We start from the raw sequence: 18,798 nt of genomic DNA, 5'->3' as shown, positions 1-18,798 counted from the left end.
GGCGGCAACGCGATGCTATTGCCCGCCCACCGATGTTTGAAGTCCGAGAAAAACCGCAAATGGTCGAGCGCGCCCTCTTGGTCCGCCTCTACTTCGACCCACGCGAGGCCGATGAGTCCGAAGCCCTCCTCGAGGAACTCGGCGAACTCGTCACCACCCTCGGCATCGGCATCGCCGAACGCGTCCTCGCCAAGTCGCGCTCCATGCACAAAAAGTTCCTCTGTGGCACCGGCAAAGCCGCAGAAATCGTCGAACTCGCCCGCGCCCACGAATGCGACTGCATCGTTTTCGACAACTCCCTCGCTCCCTCCCAACAGCGCGAGTGGGAAAATGCAGCCGACATGTGTGTGATCGACCGCGAGGAGGTCATCCTCGACATCTTTGCACAACGGGCCCAGACCAAGGAAGCCCGCCTGCAAGTGGAGCTCGCCCGGATGCAATATGCGCTTCCCCGCATGGCCCGCATGTGGGGGCACCTTGACCGTGAAGGCGGCGGCGGATCCGGTGGCTCGGCCGCCGCACGCGGCATGGGCGAAAAGCAGATCGAAGTCGACCGGCGCATCGCCCGCACCCGCATCGACCGCGCCCAACGCGAACTCGAAGAAGTCCGCAAACAACGCGCCACCCAACGCCACGCCCGGGAAAAGTTGGAAACTCCTCACGCCGCCATCGTTGGCTACACCAATGCCGGCAAGTCGACGCTCCTCAATCATCTCTCCGGTGCCGACGTCCTCGCCAAGGACATGCTCTTCGCCACCCTCGATACCACGACTCGGAAAATCGAGCTCCCCGATGGCCAGCCGCTCCTCCTCACCGATACCGTCGGCTTTGTCCGAAATCTGCCCCACCGGCTCGTCGAAGCATTCAAGGCCACTTTGGAAGAGGCTGTCCTCGCCGACTTCCTGATTCACGTCCTCGACGCCTCCTCTCCCGAGGTCCAGCAGTTTCACGATACCACGCTGGAAGTTCTCGCAGAGCTTGGCGCCGGAGATAAGACCACCATCACCGTTCTCAATAAAATCGATCGCGTGGAGGACCCCGATCAAGCAGCTCTGCTCGATCGTCTCTTCCCCGATGCCATTCGCGCCTCTGCCCTCAGTGGGCAAAATCTCGATGGCATCCTCTCCGCGTGCTCAGCCGTTCTCGCAGATCGCGTTCGCCGCCATCACTACTGCATCCCCCAATCCAGGGCGGATCTGGTGGGCCTTCTACATCGCGACGCCAAGATTCTCTCCACCGAATACGAAGGCAATAACATCCTCGTCCACGCCGTCGTCCCACCCTCCATCGCTGGACGCCTCGAGGAGTTCCTCACTCCGTGATTCCCATCGCCCGCGCGATCATCTCGCGCGAGCGTCCTCGTTCCCGCACCGAAACCAACCTATTCCGCACTCCCCACTCGAACTCGGGCGAAGCGTTCATTCCCCGTCGCAGGGATGGCATCCCGATAGGTCACGGTCTCCGTGCCATCGTCATGCGGCAGGGTGAGGAGCAAGACACTTTCTTCCGACCAGTCCTCCAATTCCGATGAGAACTGCGGCCATGCTGCCACGTCCGTGACCGAAGGATCTCGGGTAAATGTGATGGTGAGATACGTCTCTCCTTCGATCTCTTGCAAGGCAGCCACCGGCAGACTTTCCGGCGAATTCGTGAGGGGATCACTGCCAAAGACCCGTTCGATGGCATTCGCCAACCCATCCAAATCCGGATCCGCCATGGGCCCAGATACCGACTCGTCCGCCAACTGCGCCGGACTGAAATACCCTGCCGCCCAACTGTCGTAATCCGAACCGGCCGGTTGATCTCCAGGAGTCCCACCATCCTCCGTGCTCGCCCGCCAATTCGTCCCCACCCCGTGATCAGGAGCATCAAAAGGTGAGATCAACTCCAGCGAAGGCCCGTCGCCATCTGGGGATACCGGCCACGGTGCAGCATCGTCATAAGTGAAGTCGCGAATCACCGACCCATCCGCCGCTGTCAGAACAATCCGCTCCCCACCGTTCGAGAGATTGGACCCCCCATCAGGCAACGACGCATCACCCCATTCCCCCGCCACCGCCAGGCCACTGCCATAGCGATACTCAAAAGCGGCGCGATGGCGCACCACCAACACACTTCCTCCCGGAGCGACCAGGGTCTGCTCGGCACCGGTGAAATCGAAATCAAAACAATTGCTGATCACCACACCTGTCAGGTCGATCGTATCGATCGACGAGATGTTCCGTAGTTCGAGAAACTCGAAATCACCGTCTTCCAGGAAGCCCGCCTCCTCTTCCGCCGCATTCGGGTTCGCAGGGTGATACATGATCTCCGAAACCACCAAATTCTCCGCCGTGGCCGGTTTGCCGACCACATACGTTGCCTCCACAGGACCGCTCCACTCACCATTGGAGTAGGATCGGGCCACCAGCTGAGTGGTATCATTGAGAACCAATTGCCCGTCCCCGGTGACCGAATACTCCGCCACCAACTCTGCCGAAATCAGCATATCCGAACTTGAGCTTCCAGTGTTCGTAGCGTTCGCATCCCCATCATTGAGGGCATGAATCGCCAGCACGTTTTCCCCATCGACGAGGAGATTCGTCATCCCACTCAAATCAATCTCAGCAAAGTTGACTGCCAAAGAATCCGCCCGGACAGCCGTCGATCCGCTGTTCCACTCCAAAGAGGCTGGCGCATTGGAAGAGGCCACCAAAGTTCCATTCAGATAGGCCACAAATCCATCCTCATAGCGCAGCCGCAACTTCAGTGCACCAAAGCCCGAAGCCGGCACAGAAACCTCAAAAGGAACCCGCACATACACACTGGTCGGCCCCCCTCCATTGCCATCGTGCACGATCGTCGAAAGATACGGCTCATAGCCCGAAGACAATTCGTAACCCACGCCAAATTGCCCCGTCAGCCAACCCGAGTCATTGAAAGCAGGGTCCGTCCAAGCCAAAGCACCCGGCGCGCTACTCGTCGGCCGCAACACATGAACTTCCGCAGACGCCTCATCAAACAAGACAGCCTCCACAGTTCCATTGCCCACTGAGATCGCTTCAGGATTCACCGAACCTCCCGGCAGGCGGGGGTCACTCCCATCCACCGTATACCATAACGTCCCCTCCGTGGGCACCGCTGTGACGACCGTCCCAGATTCGATCCGTCCCCCTCCAGGTGTCAAAACCGGCGGAGCCACAAACTGGGTATCGATCCATGCCGCCCGTTGCTCCATCCAGTTCTTCAGATGGTCCACTTCCCCAGCATAACCCGAGAGCGATGAAAGCGCCCCCCCGTTAGGCGCCACTCCCGGCCAACGAGCTGCGTTCCGCACCTCTGCCTCTGCCAACTCGGCCGCCATGGCATCCACGCGGGCCGCCATCGAAACATCAGAAAACACCCCACGACGCAGCTCCTGCCATCGATCAATCCATTGCTGCATGAAATCCGGATCCTGAAAGAGCCGTCCCCAATAGTCATACTCGAAGAATTCCGCGCGCTCGACCTCGGGATTCCATCCCTCAGGATCCGCCGACCGGTCATCATAGTCCGGACCCATCCCACGATCGAAGTCCCACAGCGGGCCGAACGACAACTTCCCGAGCCGCGGCTTGTACAAATAGGTACTCAAGCGCAATCCATCCGGATCCTTGCTGAACGTCACCATCAAGTGATGATCAATCGATGCCTCCGCGTCGAACCAAGCTCGATAACCGACGTCTGGGTCCGTGAACTCGCTCCCATAAAGCGCCGCTTCCATGTCATCGACGTACCCGCGAATGTAGGCCGACTGCTCCGTCGTGATGTTTTGCTCCTTCGGGTAAACGTAGTTGAACCACGGCTGGGGTTCCGCATTCGGAGGGTCAAATGGATGGCCCAGGGCACTACGGAATCCCAGATCCTCGTCATCCCGACGATCAATGCTCAGGATATACCCGCCCGTAATCTCCGGGGCTTCATCGTCCGCTGCAGTGAGTTTGTCGACATCCACCCGATCTCCGTCTCGGCTGATACGCTCCATCAGCACATAGACTCCTTGGTAGTCGGATTCGGTCAGAGTTCCCCCATCAGTATTGAGGTACACCTCGCAAAAGCGGGTATGTGGGGCCCAACGCCCAATGTCGTTGCTCAATCCGAACAAAAAGGCGTTCCGAATCAAGGCACGGTCATAGTAGAACGGCGCATAGAGCACCCATTCATCATGCTCAGGCAATCCGAGCAATGGCACATCAAGCTCTTCATCGTTACCATCTTGCCAGAATTCGACGCGATAATTTCCCTTCGGGTTGTTTAAAGTCGAAGAACCACGTCGCTTGATGCCGCAGCGATGCGATTCGGTCGGAAGAGAAGTCAGGGTGGTTCGCCCGGTTTCGGCATCCGGCTCAAACAGCGAAAACTCTGCAGCTTGCAGCGTTCGATCCGCGGGAACATCGCCCGCAGCGAAGTTCTCCAAAATCACCACCGGAAGATCCGAACTGAAATTCGTCAGGCTCGATGCCAGCTTCACATAGCCCGCTGCGGCGACTTCACCAGGAGCTCGTCCGGACTCAAACGTCCGGGCTTTCACCTGTGCCGTCGAGGTGACCACCACCGGACCCGTATAAAGCATTGAGCCGATCTCAGGCAGGCTTCCATCAAGCGTGTAACGGATCTCTGCCCCGGTCGAGTCTGTGGTCATTTCCACTTCGATCGAAGTCGTGAAAGTCGCGGGTGGCGTCACAAGCTCCACCAGCGCCCCGGGCGCCCCAGGATCCGTATCATTCGCCGCACCCGGAGTCGGAATCGTGAAGTGATCCCAATTCCCATCCGTCTCGGTACGCCGACCATAGGAGACATCTTCGTACATGGCGGGATATGGATCGAGCACCTGCAACACGCCTGACGGGCCTATCCACGCCAAAAATTCCCCATTTTTCGAGAGGCTAAAATCCGTGTGGTATTCCCCCCCAACTATTCTACGATCCTTCCCCGAGGCAAACACCAACACATAACTTTCAGCCTCGATCGAGGCGCCTTCCGGAAACATCCAAGGCGCCATCAATGCATCGTCGTCCGTGATTCCATATCCGGTCAGCGACAGCGCAAATGGGTTGGGATTGAATAGCTCGATCCAGTCGGAAGGCTCGTGATCCTCATCGAGCAGCCCCCCATCGTCTGTCACATCGGACGCAAACTCATTCAGCACAACCGGCTCCACCGTCGTTCCCACATACACGACCACTTCGAGGTCACGGGATCCCACCGCATTCGACCCCGTTAGAAGGTACGTGGTCGTCATCGTGGGAGAGACGTCGAGATGTCCGGTCGTCTGGGTCGAGAGCACGCTTCCCCCCGCTTCTACGGTCGCACTGGTAGCCTCCTCCACCGTCCAGGTGAGCGTCGCAGTTTCGCCACTCTCCACTCGGACCGCCGAGCTCGATTCGACCCCAGATGCGGAAACCTGAAACAGCAATTGGGGTAAGTCAGGTGCCGAGGTCAGCTCCCATTCATGGGCAACATAGCGAGCTGTCGATACGGCCTGAATGTCACCGGTGCGATCGTCCAAAAGCGTCCAAGTTCCGCCATTGTTGCTCCCCTCCAAATACCATCGAACCGGATCGCGGCTACTCGCATCATTGGCGGTCGTGAACCCGTAGAGATCGACTTCCATCGGAGTTCCAAAATCGAAGACCACCGGCTCACGATCAAAATCGAGCCACTTCGTAGTCGCATCTCCATCAACCAAGTTGGCAGGCCCCTCTCCCTCCGGATTGTTCCCACCGGGATTGGATACCTGGGGAATGGTCGTGATCGTTTGGCCATCCGAGAAAAACGCGAACTCACCCAACTGCACGGAATTATTGAATCCAGATCGCACGGATACCGTGGTGAATCGATAATAGCGAAAATTCGCGGTGCCGGCCTCAGCCGTAATGGATACCCCTCCCGCCACCGCCAAAAGCAGGGCGAGCTTCTTCAGCAATCGAATCCACATGGTTTCCGGGAAATGAGTTCGCACCCTTTGGCCGAAAACGACCAAAGGGTGCGAGGTCTTGGGTTGAGTTTTATTGAAATCGGGAACGACCAGGGATGGAAACCTCCTCCCTTCTTGGGTAGGGGGGAAGTCTCGCATCATAGGAAAGGTTTCCCTTCCCTACTGTTCCAGAGTGCGGAACCCGATACCTTGGAATCAAGGCGCGACGGCATAGCAGCTGACGGGCCATTTGGCGATAAGGATCCCTGCGAAATCCTTCATCCCGCTCGATTCCTTCGGACAAGGTCACGGCTCTCCCCGCAAGTACGAAGAGAGCCGTGAAAAGGTCGAGCCGTTCGCTTACTTGCGACGGCGAAGCAGGCAACCCATGCCGGCCAAGCCCAACAGAGCGACGGCCGAAGGCTCGGGTACCTGAGTGAAGCTGAGGTTATCGAGGGCATGGCGACCATTCGAACCGTAGGACTCGGAGGTCCGGTTGAAGGTCAACGTGTAATCCTCGCCCAAGTCACCGGTGAAGTTGGGAGAAATCGTTTCGACCTGGCCGTTGGTGAAGTTCACCGTGGTGCTCCACACGGTGGCGAGGGAGGAATCGGTAAGGGTAATATCCCAGGACGTCGTTCCGGCAGTCTCCGCCGTGTGGCCAAAGTCAAAGGAACCGAGCACCAAGGAGTAGCCATCTTCCACCGCAAAGGCGATGGTGTGGGTTCCGAAGTCGAGCTGTCCAATGCGGGAAATACCTCCCTCATTGTCCCAATCGCCACCACCAACAGTCTGTCCCTCGATCGGGTCAAACCATCCGCTGGTATGAATGTCCCAACCCCCGTCCCAAGTCAGGGAAATGTTAGGAGTCGTGCCGTTGGTGACCACAAATCCGCTGCCATCGGCAGTGGCGTTCGATCCGAGGGAGGATGGGACCGTGGTATTGTTTCCACCGATTTGGCCGAAGCCGATCACAGTGGCATGAGCCGTGGCCAGGGTGCCGAGGAGAACAGCCGCAGCTGCAATGGTTTTTCTGGTTTTCATAGGTCGTTGTGGAGGAAAAGCGGCCTCTGGGGAAGACGCAGAAAAGAGAGCGGAGATGGGAGATCCCTGGAGGACTCCCAGCATCTCCATTCCCTCTTTTGAGGCGCATCGATGAAACCGGTTCGAGCCTAGACTCCCGAGACCCGTGGGAGGTTTAGTCCGATGTCGAAAAAAAATTCGGAATTTCCCTTACCCTCCCTGCGCAGGTTCCCCCCTTCCCAAAAAAATCGGATCGTGATGCCCTACTGACTGATTTCTTTCGATTTCCACTAAACCCCCCTCTTCGAACGGGAGTGAAAAGGAGCATTGGCTAGCATGTCCGACGATCCGCAAGACCTTGATGACTTTGTCGAGGAACTGACCCGCCACCAGGTGGAGCTGATTTATTTCATCCGCACCTTGGTGGGGGATGTGCACGCCGCCATGGATATCCGTCAGGCCGTCAACATGGTCATGTGGAAGAAGCGCTCGAAATACAGGCCGGGTAGCAACTTCCGCAGCTGGGCCTTCCGGATCGCCCACTTCGAAGTCAAAAAATACCTCCGCTCCCAGCGGCGATCCCGCACGGTTTCGTTTGATGGTGAGCTTCTCGAACTCTTCGCCGACGAGTTCGACACCGTCGCCAATCAACTCCCTGAACGTCGTAGCGCTCTTTCCCGCTGCATTACCAAACTCACCGCAAAGGACCTCGAACTGCTTCGCCATCGCTACTGGTCGGACGAGCCTCTCGAAATGCTCGCCTCCGCCACCAACCGCAGCATCGGAACCCTCAAAGCCCGACTGCATCAGCTGCGGGCCTCGCTGAGAACCTGCATCGAACGCCAACTCGGCACCCCCTCATGAGCGACGAAGAACTCGAAATCCTGATCCACGAATTGCTGGACGGCACGATCGACCGGGAAAACTTCGCCCACCTGAAGGCCGCCTTGCTGGCCAGTCCAGAGGCCCGGCAACTTTACTACGACCTGACCTGCACCGACCAGCTTCTGGTCGAACGCTTCAGTGCCCCCAAACCCGCCGCTCACCGCCGCTGGTCCGAAAAACGCTCCCAAGGCCACCCCTGGGCACTTTCCTTGGCCGCCGCCGCCATCATCCTGCTGCTGCTCTTCGGCACCATGATGCTGACGAAGATCCCGCCGCCCGATGTGCACCTCACCGCTTCCGCGGACGCTCGCTTCACGATCGACGGCCAACCGACCACCGAGTTCACCCTGCATCCCGATCAGCGGCTCTCCGTGAAAAGCGGCATGATTGCCGCCCGCATCAACTCTGCCACCGAACTCTTTCTCGAAAGCCCGGCAGAGATCGTCCTCCTTGATCCCGAAGGAACTTTCGAACTGATCTCCGGCCGGGGATGGGTCGACATCAAATCTTCCGCTCCGGATTTCAAAGCTGTCGTCGCCGGAGCTTCCATCCGCCACCTGGGCACTCGCTACGGCATTGTCTCCGGCCCTGGCGGCACCGGTGAAGTCCACGTGGCCCAAGGCAAAGTCGATGTTCGCCTTGGAGAAAGCACGCCCACCGTCCTCGTCGACGGCGAGGCCGCCCATTGGACCCGAAAGGGCCCCGTCGAACCCTTGCAGGCTTCCATTGCCAGCTTCCAACAAGCCCTCCCTTCGGAGACCACATTGTTCTCCGACGACTTCAACGAGGCCGAGGGCACACCGCTCAGTGGCAAACGCCCCGACGTCGGAAGCCCTTGGATGGTCCTGCGGGAGAAAATCCCCACCTACATTGGCGATGGCACTCTCGACACCTCTGGCGGCTATCGGCGACTCAGCGCTCCCTTCCGGCGCCAACCCACCGCCAATGGCAAGCAGGTGTTCCTCATCACTCTTTCCACCACCCAGCCCCAACGCATCTCCGACAAGGAATCCCGGCTTGGGGGATCGGAAAGCATCCGCGTCTGGGATGATCGCGGCACTGCCCTGTTCTCTCTGGTTGCCCTCGCTAAGGAAAGCCACCAGTGGCGCCTCCAGGATGGCGATGCTGGCTCCGTCTCCGATCTTCTCGATCTTTCGGCCCTGGCCCCCCACCAGCTGACACTCTGCTTCGACCCCAGTTCGAAGTCCTTAACCCTGCACGAAGGCGCCAGCCCACAAGGTCGGCGCCTCGCTCGCCTCGACACCACCCGCGGTGTTTCCCCCGTTTCCCTGACTGTGGAAAACGACGACGGCGGCGACCTCGCCCTCACCCGCATCTTTGCGCGGAGTGTGAGTTATCCCGTGCCCTCAGAGGTCTCACCCGACGACTGACCTCGCTCCTTCACAAACCCACCAACAACAACCCATGAACCCATCCTCATCCCGGCCCCAGGTCGGGCTTAGACAACTGTTGCTGCTCACTGCATGCACCACCGCCGTGTCCCAAGCAGCGGACTTCCGCTACTACCGATTCACGCCCACCCAACTGCGCAACGACGTCACCTCGAATAGCATCCAAATCTCCGAGATTGGATTCTTCGCGGGCTTCGACAATGTCGACATGAGCTTGGCCACCGTGACGAACCCTGGGGGACGCTCACCTGCCGCCGAAATCGCCAGCAACGTCACCGACGGAAACACGGGAACCAAATGGCTCGATTTCAACAAAGCCCCCTTAGTCTTTGATTTTGGAACCACCACCACCATCGACGGCTACTTCTTTGCCACCCCAAACGATGCCACTGATCGCGACGCGATCAGCTGGATCCTCGAGGGCAGCGCCGATGGCACCACTTGGACCCTTCTCGATAACGTCCAGGGCGCGACCATTCCCGAAGAACGTCTGACCTACACCGACGACTTCAATCTGCCGAGCACCCCTGAGCCCATCGACTTCACCTGGACGGGCAATGCCAGCACCGACTGGAATACGACCGAAATCAATTGGAGCAACGGCAGCCCTGTCATCTGGGACAACACCGTTCTCGCCCGGGCGCGCTTCGGCGCTGGCAGCCCCACCGCCGTCACCCTCAGTGAAGGGATCAGCGCCCGCGTCGTTCGCTTCGATGTTCCGAACTACACCGTTGAGGGCGACACGCTCACCCTGGTCGGAGTGAACCGGCTCGATGCGCAAGCCGACGCCACCTTGGGTTCGACTCTCACCAGCGCCTCCGGGATCGTTAAAATCGGTCCTGCTGTCCTCTCCCTCACCGGTGACAGTAGCTATCCCGGCACCACCTTCATTCAAGAGGGCACCTTGGCTTACACGGGAAGCGCCACCCGCACCGTCGTTGCCAACCTCGAAATCGGCCGCCCTTCCGGTGAAGCCACGCTTGAGCAATCCGGCGAAAGCACCGTCGTCTTCGGTGGAAATCCCAGCATTGGAACCGGTGCCGATTCCACCGCCATCATTCGCCAAAGCGGGGGATCATCGACTTACGCTGCAGGCGGAGGCTACCTCACCATCGCCAATGCCACGAACTCCTTCGCGGCCCTCGAACTCTCAGGGGGGACTCTCGCCAGCGGCGCGGACTCCGGCATCCGGCTCGGACTCAACGGCACCGGCAATCTTCTTCAAACGGGAGGCGACCTCACCTCCAATCGCTGGTTCGCAGTCGGAGGAGAAAATGCCACCGGAGTTGCCACCCACCTCGGAGGGACCACCACCATCACCTCCAATTGGCGGCTGATTGTCGGCGATCGCACTGGCTCTACGGCCGTCGTCAACGTCGGCACCCTCGCTGGAGGCGATGCGACCGTCACAGGACTCCGCACAAACGATGAAGACGGCTCCATCATCATCGCCAGCGTCAGTGGAGCCCTCGGATATCTCAACCTCAACCACGGTACCCTCGTCGCCCATGGATCCATCTATCAGGGCGGAGGCTCCGGTTTTCTCAACGTCAATGGCGGCACCCTCCAAGCCGGTCGTGAGGGAGTGGTTCTCGTAAAAAGTGGACTCTCCGTCGTCGCCCACGGTGAGGGTCTGCATGTCGACACCGCAGGATTCAACGCCTCGATCACTGCCGATATCTTCCGGCCGTATGACAGTGGGCTCACCTTCCCGGGAAGTACGCTTGCGGTCTCCCAGGGCGGCTCCGGTTACCTGACTCCTCCAGTCGTCCAGATCGAATCCGATGGTGCCGGACTTGATGCCTTGGCCGTAGCCGAAATCGAAAACGGCGCCGTCACCTCCATCGTCCTCACCAATCCAGGAGAAGGCTTTGAAGTCGGCGATGAACTCACCATCCACTTCGTTGGCGGAGGCACCGCTGATCCGGCTCCGGACATGACTTATGTGCTCACCGCCGCCAACCTTGAGGACAGCAGCACCACCGGTTGGGTCAAAACCGGTGAAGGCAAGCTCAACTTCACTGGCACATCGGATTGCGTCGGCCCCACGGTGGTGGAACAAGGCACTCTCGCCGCGAATGGAACCTTCGATGAAACTTCCATCGAAGTTGCCTCTGGGGCCACTCTCACGGGTCACCTCGACACCCTCGGTCCCGTCACCATCTCCGGCACCTTCGCGCCGGGAGATGGAGTCGGCACCGCCACCGGCGCCAGCTCCCTGAGCCTCCTTGCTGGCTCCCAACTCGCCATTCAGGTGGCCGACTGGACGGGCACTGCCGGAACCGGCTATGATACCGCCAGTTTCAACGCGATCACGACCACTGCCACCTCGGGCTCCAAGCTGACCGTGACGGTCGATGGAACCGATCTTGTCAACTTTAGCGAGGGCGATACTTCCTTCATCATCGCCTCCGCAGCGTCCTCGCCCACCGGCTGGACCTCCGACAATTGGCAGGTCAACACCACCAATTTCCCTGGCACAGGCACCTGGGACCTGGCCGTGGTGGGCAATGATCTCGTCCTCGAATACACCGCTGGAGAAGGGGGCTACAGCTCGTGGATCGCCGGATTCCCGGGAATCACCGATGCCTCTCCCGACGCCGATCCCGATCAAGACGGTCTGTCGAACCTGCTGGAATACATTCTGAACGGCAATCCGACCTCGGGCACGGGCGACTCACTTCCACAAGTCGCCACCACCGAGACCGAGATCACGCTCAGCTACATTCGTCGGGCAGAGTCAGCCACCGATACCACCCAGGTCTTCGAAACCAGCTCGGATCTTGTCGAGTGGTCGGAAACGTCCGTTCCGGCCTCCAGCAGCGGCTCGATCACGGTCGCCGCCGACACCCCCGAAGCGGGACTGGAAACCGTGACCCTCACGCTTCCTCGCTCCGAAGAACGTTGGTTTGGCCGACTCAAAGCCACCCGACCCTGATCTGAGGGAAACACTTTCTTGAGGGGGTTGATGCCGTGCGGGGGACTCGTTCTCCGTGCGGCATCTTTCTTTTCTCCCCTTTGAATCTCCCTCCCGGTCTTTCTTTCCTTGGCGACCCCGGTGTCTTGGCGGTGAATCCCCTGCGTCCACCGCATGAAGGAAACCCTCGCCGAGCTCGAACGCTGGGGCGCCGATGTCATCTTCGGTCGCGCCCGGGGATTTCGTGCCAGCATGATGCGCCTCGCCATGAGCGCGTTGTCCCTCCTCATGCGCGGCGTCGTCGCCCTGCGACTCACTATTTTCCGCAAACGCTGGAAACAACAGGCCCACCTCGGCACCCAAGTCATCTCCATTGGCAACATCACGGTCGGCGGAACGGGTAAAACGCCCGTCACCGAAATGCTCGCCCGCACCCTGCGCGAGCGCGGTCGTACCGTCTCCATCCTCTCCCGCGGATACAAAAGCCGCAAACTCAAGGAGCCACAGCGCTGGAAGGACGCCCTGGGTCAACCCATCGCCGGAGATGAAATGCCCAAGGTCGTCTCGGACGGCCGCGCCCTTCTCCTCGATTCAAAGTTCGCCGGCGACGAGCCCTTCATGCTCGCCCGCAACCTCGACGGAGTCTCCGTCGTCGTCGATAAAGACCGGGTCAAAGGCGGCCGATTTGCCGTCAAGCACCTCGGCGCTGATACTTTGGTTCTCGACGACGGCCTCCAATACCTCCGACTCGCCCACGGCAACGACATTGTCCTGATCGACCGCACCGCTCCCTATGGTACCGGTCACCTCTTGCCCCGGGGGACACTCCGTGAACCCCCCGCCAACCTCCTCCGCGCTTCCTACATTCTCCTCACCAAATGCGATGGCAGTCCAAACGACAGCCTCATTGAAGAGATTCGTCGTCATAACCCACACGCCCCCATCATCCAATGCACTCACGGGCCACGATATCTCGAAGAGCTTTTTACGGGGCGTCGTGAGGAACTCCGCTACCTTCAGGACAAGTGGGTGGCTGCCATTTCCGGCATTGCGGTCCCTGAGAGCTTCGAGCGCAGCCTGGAAGGATTGGGCGCCCACGTCGAAATCCGCCGTCATTTCCCCGATCACTATCGATTCACCCGCAAAGAGATCGATGCGTTCATGACCCGCTGTGTCGAGCGGGACATGGAAATGATCGTGACCACCGAGAAAGACGCGGTGCGTTTCCCCCGGCCCAGTGATCCGGCCGTGCCCATTTGGTTTCTCCGCATTGAGGTCGATATCCTCGAGGGGCACGACGAGTGGGAGGACATGATCGAACGATTTTGCCACCCTCACGCACCAGGAGACCCCATCCTCCGCTACCGCGACGCCTACGCGACATAAGGAGAGAAGACGCTGGAGGCATCGTAGAAATCGACTGCGCCGACATGTCGGCTCCGATCCAGCTCACCCTCCGACTCCCACTCCTCCCTCCAAAGCGGGGTCGTGCCCCCGCACTCCTTTCGGACTGCGCCGACACGTCGGCGCTTTCACCCCTCGCACTCGCTCATCACCCCCGACTCCTCCACCGAGCCGACACGTCGGCTCCGATCCAGCTCACCCTCCGACCCCCACTCCTCCCTCCAAAGCGGGGTCGTGCCCCCGCACTCCTTTCGGACTGCGCCGACACGTCGGCGCTTTTCCCCCTCGCCCTCGCTCATCACCCCCGACTCCTCCCCGGAGCCGACACGTCGGCTCCGATCCAGCTCACCCTCCGACTCCCGCTCCTCCCTCCAAAGCGGGGTCGTGCCCACGCACTCCTTTCGGACTGCGCCGACACGTCGGCGCTTTCACCCCTCGCACTCGCTCATCACCCCCCACTCCTCCCCGGAGCCGACACGTCGGTTCCGATCCAGCTCACCCTCCGACCCCCGCTCCTCCCTCCAAAGCGGGGTCGTGCCCCCGCACTCCTTTCAGACTGCGCCGACACGTCGGCGCTTTCACCTCTCGCACTCGCTCATCACCCCCGACTCCTCCCCGGAGCCGACATGTCGGCTCCGATCCAGCTCACCCTCCGATCCCCACTCCTCCCTCCAAAGCGGGGTCGTGCCCCCGCACTCTTTTCGGACTGCGCCGGCATGTCGGCGCTTTCACCCCTCGCACTCGCTCATCACCCCCGACTCCTCCCCGGAGCCGACACGTCGGCTCCGATCCAGCTCACCCTCCGACTCCCACTCATCCCTCCAAAGCGGGGTCGTGCCCCGCACTCCTCAAGAGGACCTTCCCTCCACCAGCCCCGGATCCAAACCCAACGATCCTCGATACCTCTGGGCCCCAGTTCTCTCCAAATCCAACAACTGTTCGCGCGCGTGGTGCAACTTCTCCTCCATCACCGCCCGCTCCACGGGCTGCAACCGCGTTCTTCGCTCAAGAAACTTCGATAAATCCTTCACATGGCGTTCCCACAATCGCCGGGCCGTCACGGCACGGGCTTCCAACCGAGCCTGATACCATTCACTTTCCATCAGACCCTCCGCTTCAAACAACCTTCGGAAGTCAGGATCGTGCCAGGTTTTCCCCTCCCAGCTGCCCTCCGCCATGATCGTCAATAGTGCCCGCAACGGAGGAATCGCGTGCTCCAGAGAGCCATCGAGAAAATAGTTCGTAGCCACCCGTTGATGAGCTTCCGCAATATGCTCGATGCCATCCACAAACTCCTCCAAACTCTGCAGCTCAGGACGCAACATGTCCACGGGGAACACCGCCGTCGGATCATTGAAAACCCGTCCGAAAAAGCGCGATACAAACTCCTGAGTGATGCGCCACCCCAAGCGACTCCCTGGAATCACCCGTCCTTGATGCTCGAAATCCTTCACGCTCTCCAAACAACCGTGATCGATCAACCACTGCGGATCCCGTTCATGGATGTGCATCCGACTCCAAACTTCCGGGACGACCAGACTGATGTCGTGATCGACCCGATACTTTCGCCCGATGTGACCCGCAGCGCTGCTGAATCCATGTGAACGCGTGAGCAGCATGGAAAGCAGGGCATTGTTCAGATCATGAATCGGCAACAAGCAATTGAACGGTCCCTTGGTCAGTGCCCCTTCGGATCCCGCCCCGGTAGTCGAGGGAGATTTGCCGGTGAGACTGGCAGCGAAATCCATGAACAACTCCGGCAACTCCTGATAGTGGATCGGCCCAAACACGGCCAATGGCCGGATGCCCGCTTCAGGCTCGGCAGGATTATTCCGCCGCCCCGGCAGGACCGAATGTGCCGGATTGAGCACCGGAGCTGCCGCCTCCAATCGCCGATAGAGCCGCGCCCCCATCTCTCCAAGGTATTCCTTCCTCGGATCGCCCAGATCTGGACGATTCTGCAGATACCGCGGATTCTTTGTCGGCTTGCCATCGACAATCCGAGGGTTCGCCGTGCACACGAACCAATCGGGAACGTCGCTCATCGAGACCTCCTGAATCATCTTCTGGGCCGCCTCGGTAAACTGTCCGAATCGAATCGCATCCTCCGTCATTTCTTGGGCAAGACCCCGCGGAAGAGGTTCATAGTTGGAAAAGAACATCCCCTTCTTCGAGAAATCGGCCTCGGTCGCCCGATCATACCCGCGAATCACCGCATCATCCGGACGCTGAAAAAGCCGATACTCGCAATTCGCCACAAACTTGTAGGCAGGTTCATCGAGCTTTGGATGGAGCCCCTTCAGCTTCTCCGCAGCAACAACGACCGATGCCGTAATATCATCCTCACGCTGCAGCTTCACCGCAGGGGCAAAGTCCTTGCGTAGGCCGAAAATCCTCCAAGCCCCCTGGCCACTGAAACCCACCCGCAGGTAGCGAGTATAAAGCCGCTGATTGTAAAACTTCAACTCGATCCCCGGCTGCCCGTCGATCATATCGACACTGAATTTCGATGCCCAATCATCTCCCCACTCCGCCTGATAGCGGCGCTTTAAAATCAGCAGAAGCCCCCGCACCGGGCGCGGAATTGCTTCCAACCATCGGTTATACGACTCCGTGAACAAATGCCCCGGAGTCATCATACGAACCACCGATCCAAAGGATCGCGATGGATCCAAAATGGGCCGACTGGGCAACTGCGGCTGACGCGGAGTGTGAAAGCGCGAGGTGAAAAACTCCTGCCCCATGTCGAGGATTTCCTGCACCCGACGCAGGGCTTCCTGGAAATGAGGAATCGTCACCGGACCCGCCAACATCGCGTCCGCCAGAGACTTGGAGATCTCCGATTTTCCGCCTCCTGAGACCGTACAAGGTTTGTGGCAAAGGGTTCCCTCGGCTTGGGTTCCAACCAAGCGCCATCGTTGCCCTTTCACACTTTGCGACATCTCCACCTTGTAGCCGGAAGGCATCACATAGGTTTCCCCTGCCAGCATCTTGCGCTCTGCCGAAAGCCCATCTGGACGCTGCCAGGTGATCCGCTGAGTTCGCAGATCAAGCCGTGCCGTCTCAGGCAAATAGACGATATCCGGCCACCGACGATCCACCCCATACCCTTCCGGTTTCACCTCCATGTTCGCTCCATGGCGGCGCACCACCTCCTCCCAAGTGTGGTTCACCAAGGACCCTAACTGCGCCACCGAAAAATCCTCCCCGTGATCAAAAGAAGGAAAAGCCAAAGCGCCTCCTGCGTGTTCTTCCTCGCACAGCCCGAAGAGATTCGCAGCAAAGCTGATTTGGGTTTTGACCTCCTTTTTACAGTATCCGTAGTAGCTATCAGCAATCAGGGTCACGCACACCCCCGAGGCATCTCGGCAGGCAATCTTGAAAGCTCCTCCTTCATTGTAGAGTTCATCCTCATTCTCCCAGCACATCCCGTCGGCACGCTGCCGCTCGGTCGCTTCTCCGAAAGCAGGGAGTCCGAGGTCCTTCTTCCGCAACCCCGTCAAATGGGGTGCCAGAATCACACAACCCGTGTGACCGGTCCACCCGCCCGCATCCAGCCGCGCATCATTCTCCGGCAGAGACGGATCTCCCGCATTGCCGAAAATGCTCTCCACAAAATCGAGGTTGCTCACCAAGGCCCCTGGCGCGAAGAAGCGGATCTCCATCGTCCGTTGGCGCACCACCCCCGGAACTTCCGGGCAAACCATGGGGCGCAGGAGCAAACTCACAAAAGTATGCGCCTGTTCGGCGGCCGGCCGGGTCGCCGTATAGGGCAATCTCAAGAACTCTTCTGGCGGCTGCAAAGCCGCCCTCAACAGCCTGGCGAAGGTCCGTCTTGGAACTCCTTTTTTGTCTGCCGGGATCGGCAGGCCATCTTCCACAATATGGAAAACGCCTTCCGTCGTACGCCGGTCCTTGGCAGGATTGTGACACACCCCCTGATGCACCCGGTAAGACGAAAGAATGTCAGATTCGAGCCGATCCGCATCGGCCGGCAAAGAAAAGACCCTTGCCAAGCCATGGCGCTCCAGAGTCAACGCGGAACTCGGCAACCATGCTTCATCCGCCTCGAATACACCCGCAGCTTGATCCCCCAGATATCGAACGAGAAAATCATGAATCGCCTGGTCGACCGGACACAGCGGCTCACCAAAGATTCGCAGTTTCTCCTCAAAATTTGCCAACAAGGATCGCCCCAAAGAAAGCAGCGGAGAATCGCCCCCCTGCTCGGGAACGGCAAAGCCCCGAGAGGCCAATTTCACGTTTGCCAGCTCCGTCAGTCGCCGTTGGGCAGCCTCCGCTTCGGATTCCGAGGGAAAATAGCCAATCGTTTCCTGGAGGGTGCGCTTCATCGTGCCCGCGGGATTATCACAATGACGGCGGATTGGCCTGTGACCAATCCGTCATCCTCACAGCGGCACAGCACTCCTCAGGCCAGACCTCGCGGGATGAAGAAGCTTGCTTTCTGAGGCTTACAGGGCATCCCTTCGTCATCATGAACTCTTACAATCCCTATCATGTGGGAAGCATCGCTGAGCAGCCGGAGGATCAGCGCGCCGCATTCATTCGCAAGACCTACTGGCATCTCGCTGGGGCATTGGCAGCATTTGCTTTGCTCGAAACCGTCCTCTTGAAAAGCGGTTTGGGCAACACCGCCCTCCAGCTTGTCGGAGGCAGCCGTTTCGGGTGGCTGGCACTGCTTGGAGGCTTCATGGTGGTTGGCTGGCTCGCCAGCCGCCTGGCAGCCAGCGGGGCCAGCCCTGCCACTCAATATCTTGGACTCGCCCTCTACGTGGTCGCCGAGGCGGTCATCTTCCTCCCTCTGATGACCATGGCGATCTTGATCACCGGCTCGCCCCTCATCCTCGGACAAGCCGGGGTGCTTACCGGTGCCCTCGTGCTCGGACTCACCACCGTCGCCTTCACCACGCGCAAGGATTTCAGCTTCCTCGGCGGCATGCTGAAAATCGGATTCTTTGTCGCCTTGGGTTTGATCCTCGCCTCGTTGCTATTCGGCTTTCAACTCGGGCTGTGGTTCTCCCTCGTCATGGTCGTATTCGCCGGGGGCGCCGTGCTTTATGATACGAGCAACCTCATCCACCGCTACGCCCCAGGCCAACACGTGGCCGCCGCCCTCTCGTTGTTTTCCAGCATCGCTCTGCTGTTCTGGTACGTGCTGCGCATCCTGATGAGCCAGCGCAACTGAACATCGGAGCGCTCCG

Annotated in this window: 9 protein-coding genes; 6 read left to right on the top strand and 3 right to left on the bottom strand. The window is 59.6% G+C overall.

All coding sequences use genetic code 11. The annotated features are described in order from the left end of the window. Nucleotides 1–32 precede the first annotated feature (32 nt). Nucleotides 33–1,322, top strand: coding sequence for a GTPase HflX (gene hflX, locus HNR46_RS10515; protein ID WP_184018540.1), 1,290 nt, complete (start codon nt 33–35; stop codon nt 1,320–1,322). 59 nt (nt 1,323–1,381) lie between these two features. On the opposite strand, the gene HNR46_RS10510 is transcribed toward hflX, so the two are convergent. Together HNR46_RS10510 and HNR46_RS10505 are read right to left on the bottom strand one after the other, a co-directional pair. After that, complete coding sequence (locus HNR46_RS10510; protein WP_184018538.1) at nt 1,382–5,956, bottom strand: CotH kinase family protein; 4,575 nt, start codon at nt 5,954–5,956, stop codon at nt 1,382–1,384. Nucleotides 5,957–6,295: 339 nt separating this feature from the next. Then, on the bottom strand, nt 6,296–6,979 hold the full coding sequence (locus tag HNR46_RS10505) for a PEP-CTERM sorting domain-containing protein (RefSeq protein ID WP_184018536.1): 684 nt from the start codon (nt 6,977–6,979) through the stop codon (nt 6,296–6,298). Between the two features lie 315 nt (nt 6,980–7,294). On the opposite strand from HNR46_RS10505, the gene HNR46_RS10500 reads away from it, so the two are divergent. From HNR46_RS10500 to lpxK, 4 genes are all read left to right on the top strand, one after another. Further along, nucleotides 7,295–7,822, top strand: a complete 528-nt coding sequence (locus HNR46_RS10500; protein WP_184018534.1) for a sigma-70 family RNA polymerase sigma factor — start codon at nt 7,295–7,297, stop codon at nt 7,820–7,822. Continuing rightward, the gene (locus tag HNR46_RS10495; protein WP_184018532.1) at nt 7,819–9,234 is read left to right on the top strand and encodes an anti-sigma factor; all 1,416 of its coding nucleotides are present in this window, start codon (nt 7,819–7,821) and stop codon (nt 9,232–9,234) included. Before HNR46_RS10500 ends, HNR46_RS10495 begins: the two co-directional genes overlap by 4 nt. 34 nt (nt 9,235–9,268) lie before the next feature. Further along, nucleotides 9,269–12,193, top strand: coding sequence for a discoidin domain-containing protein (locus tag HNR46_RS10490; RefSeq protein WP_184018530.1), 2,925 nt, complete (start codon nt 9,269–9,271; stop codon nt 12,191–12,193). Between the two features lie 153 nt (nt 12,194–12,346). Then, on the top strand, nt 12,347–13,558 hold the full coding sequence (gene lpxK / locus HNR46_RS10485) for a tetraacyldisaccharide 4'-kinase (protein WP_184018528.1): 1,212 nt from the start codon (nt 12,347–12,349) through the stop codon (nt 13,556–13,558). A gap of 866 nt (nt 13,559–14,424) precedes the next feature. Here lpxK and HNR46_RS10480 read toward each other — a convergent pair. Continuing rightward, nucleotides 14,425–17,928 carry a PPi-type phosphoenolpyruvate carboxykinase family protein gene (locus HNR46_RS10480; RefSeq protein WP_221285118.1) on the bottom strand — a complete coding sequence of 1,168 codons (3,504 nt, stop codon included), beginning with the start codon at nt 17,926–17,928 and terminating at the stop codon, nt 14,425–14,427. A gap of 143 nt (nt 17,929–18,071) precedes the next feature. On the opposite strand from HNR46_RS10480, the gene HNR46_RS10475 reads away from it, so the two are divergent. Next, nucleotides 18,072–18,782 carry a Bax inhibitor-1/YccA family protein gene (locus tag HNR46_RS10475; RefSeq protein WP_184018526.1) on the top strand — a complete coding sequence of 237 codons (711 nt, stop codon included), beginning with the start codon at nt 18,072–18,074 and terminating at the stop codon, nt 18,780–18,782. Nucleotides 18,783–18,798: the final 16 nt, after the last annotated feature.

It is taken from the genome of Haloferula luteola, assembly GCF_014201715.1.
Classification (GTDB): domain Bacteria; phylum Verrucomicrobiota; class Verrucomicrobiia; order Verrucomicrobiales; family Akkermansiaceae; genus Haloferula; species Haloferula luteola.
This window is presented reverse-complemented; position numbering and strand designations above follow the sequence as displayed.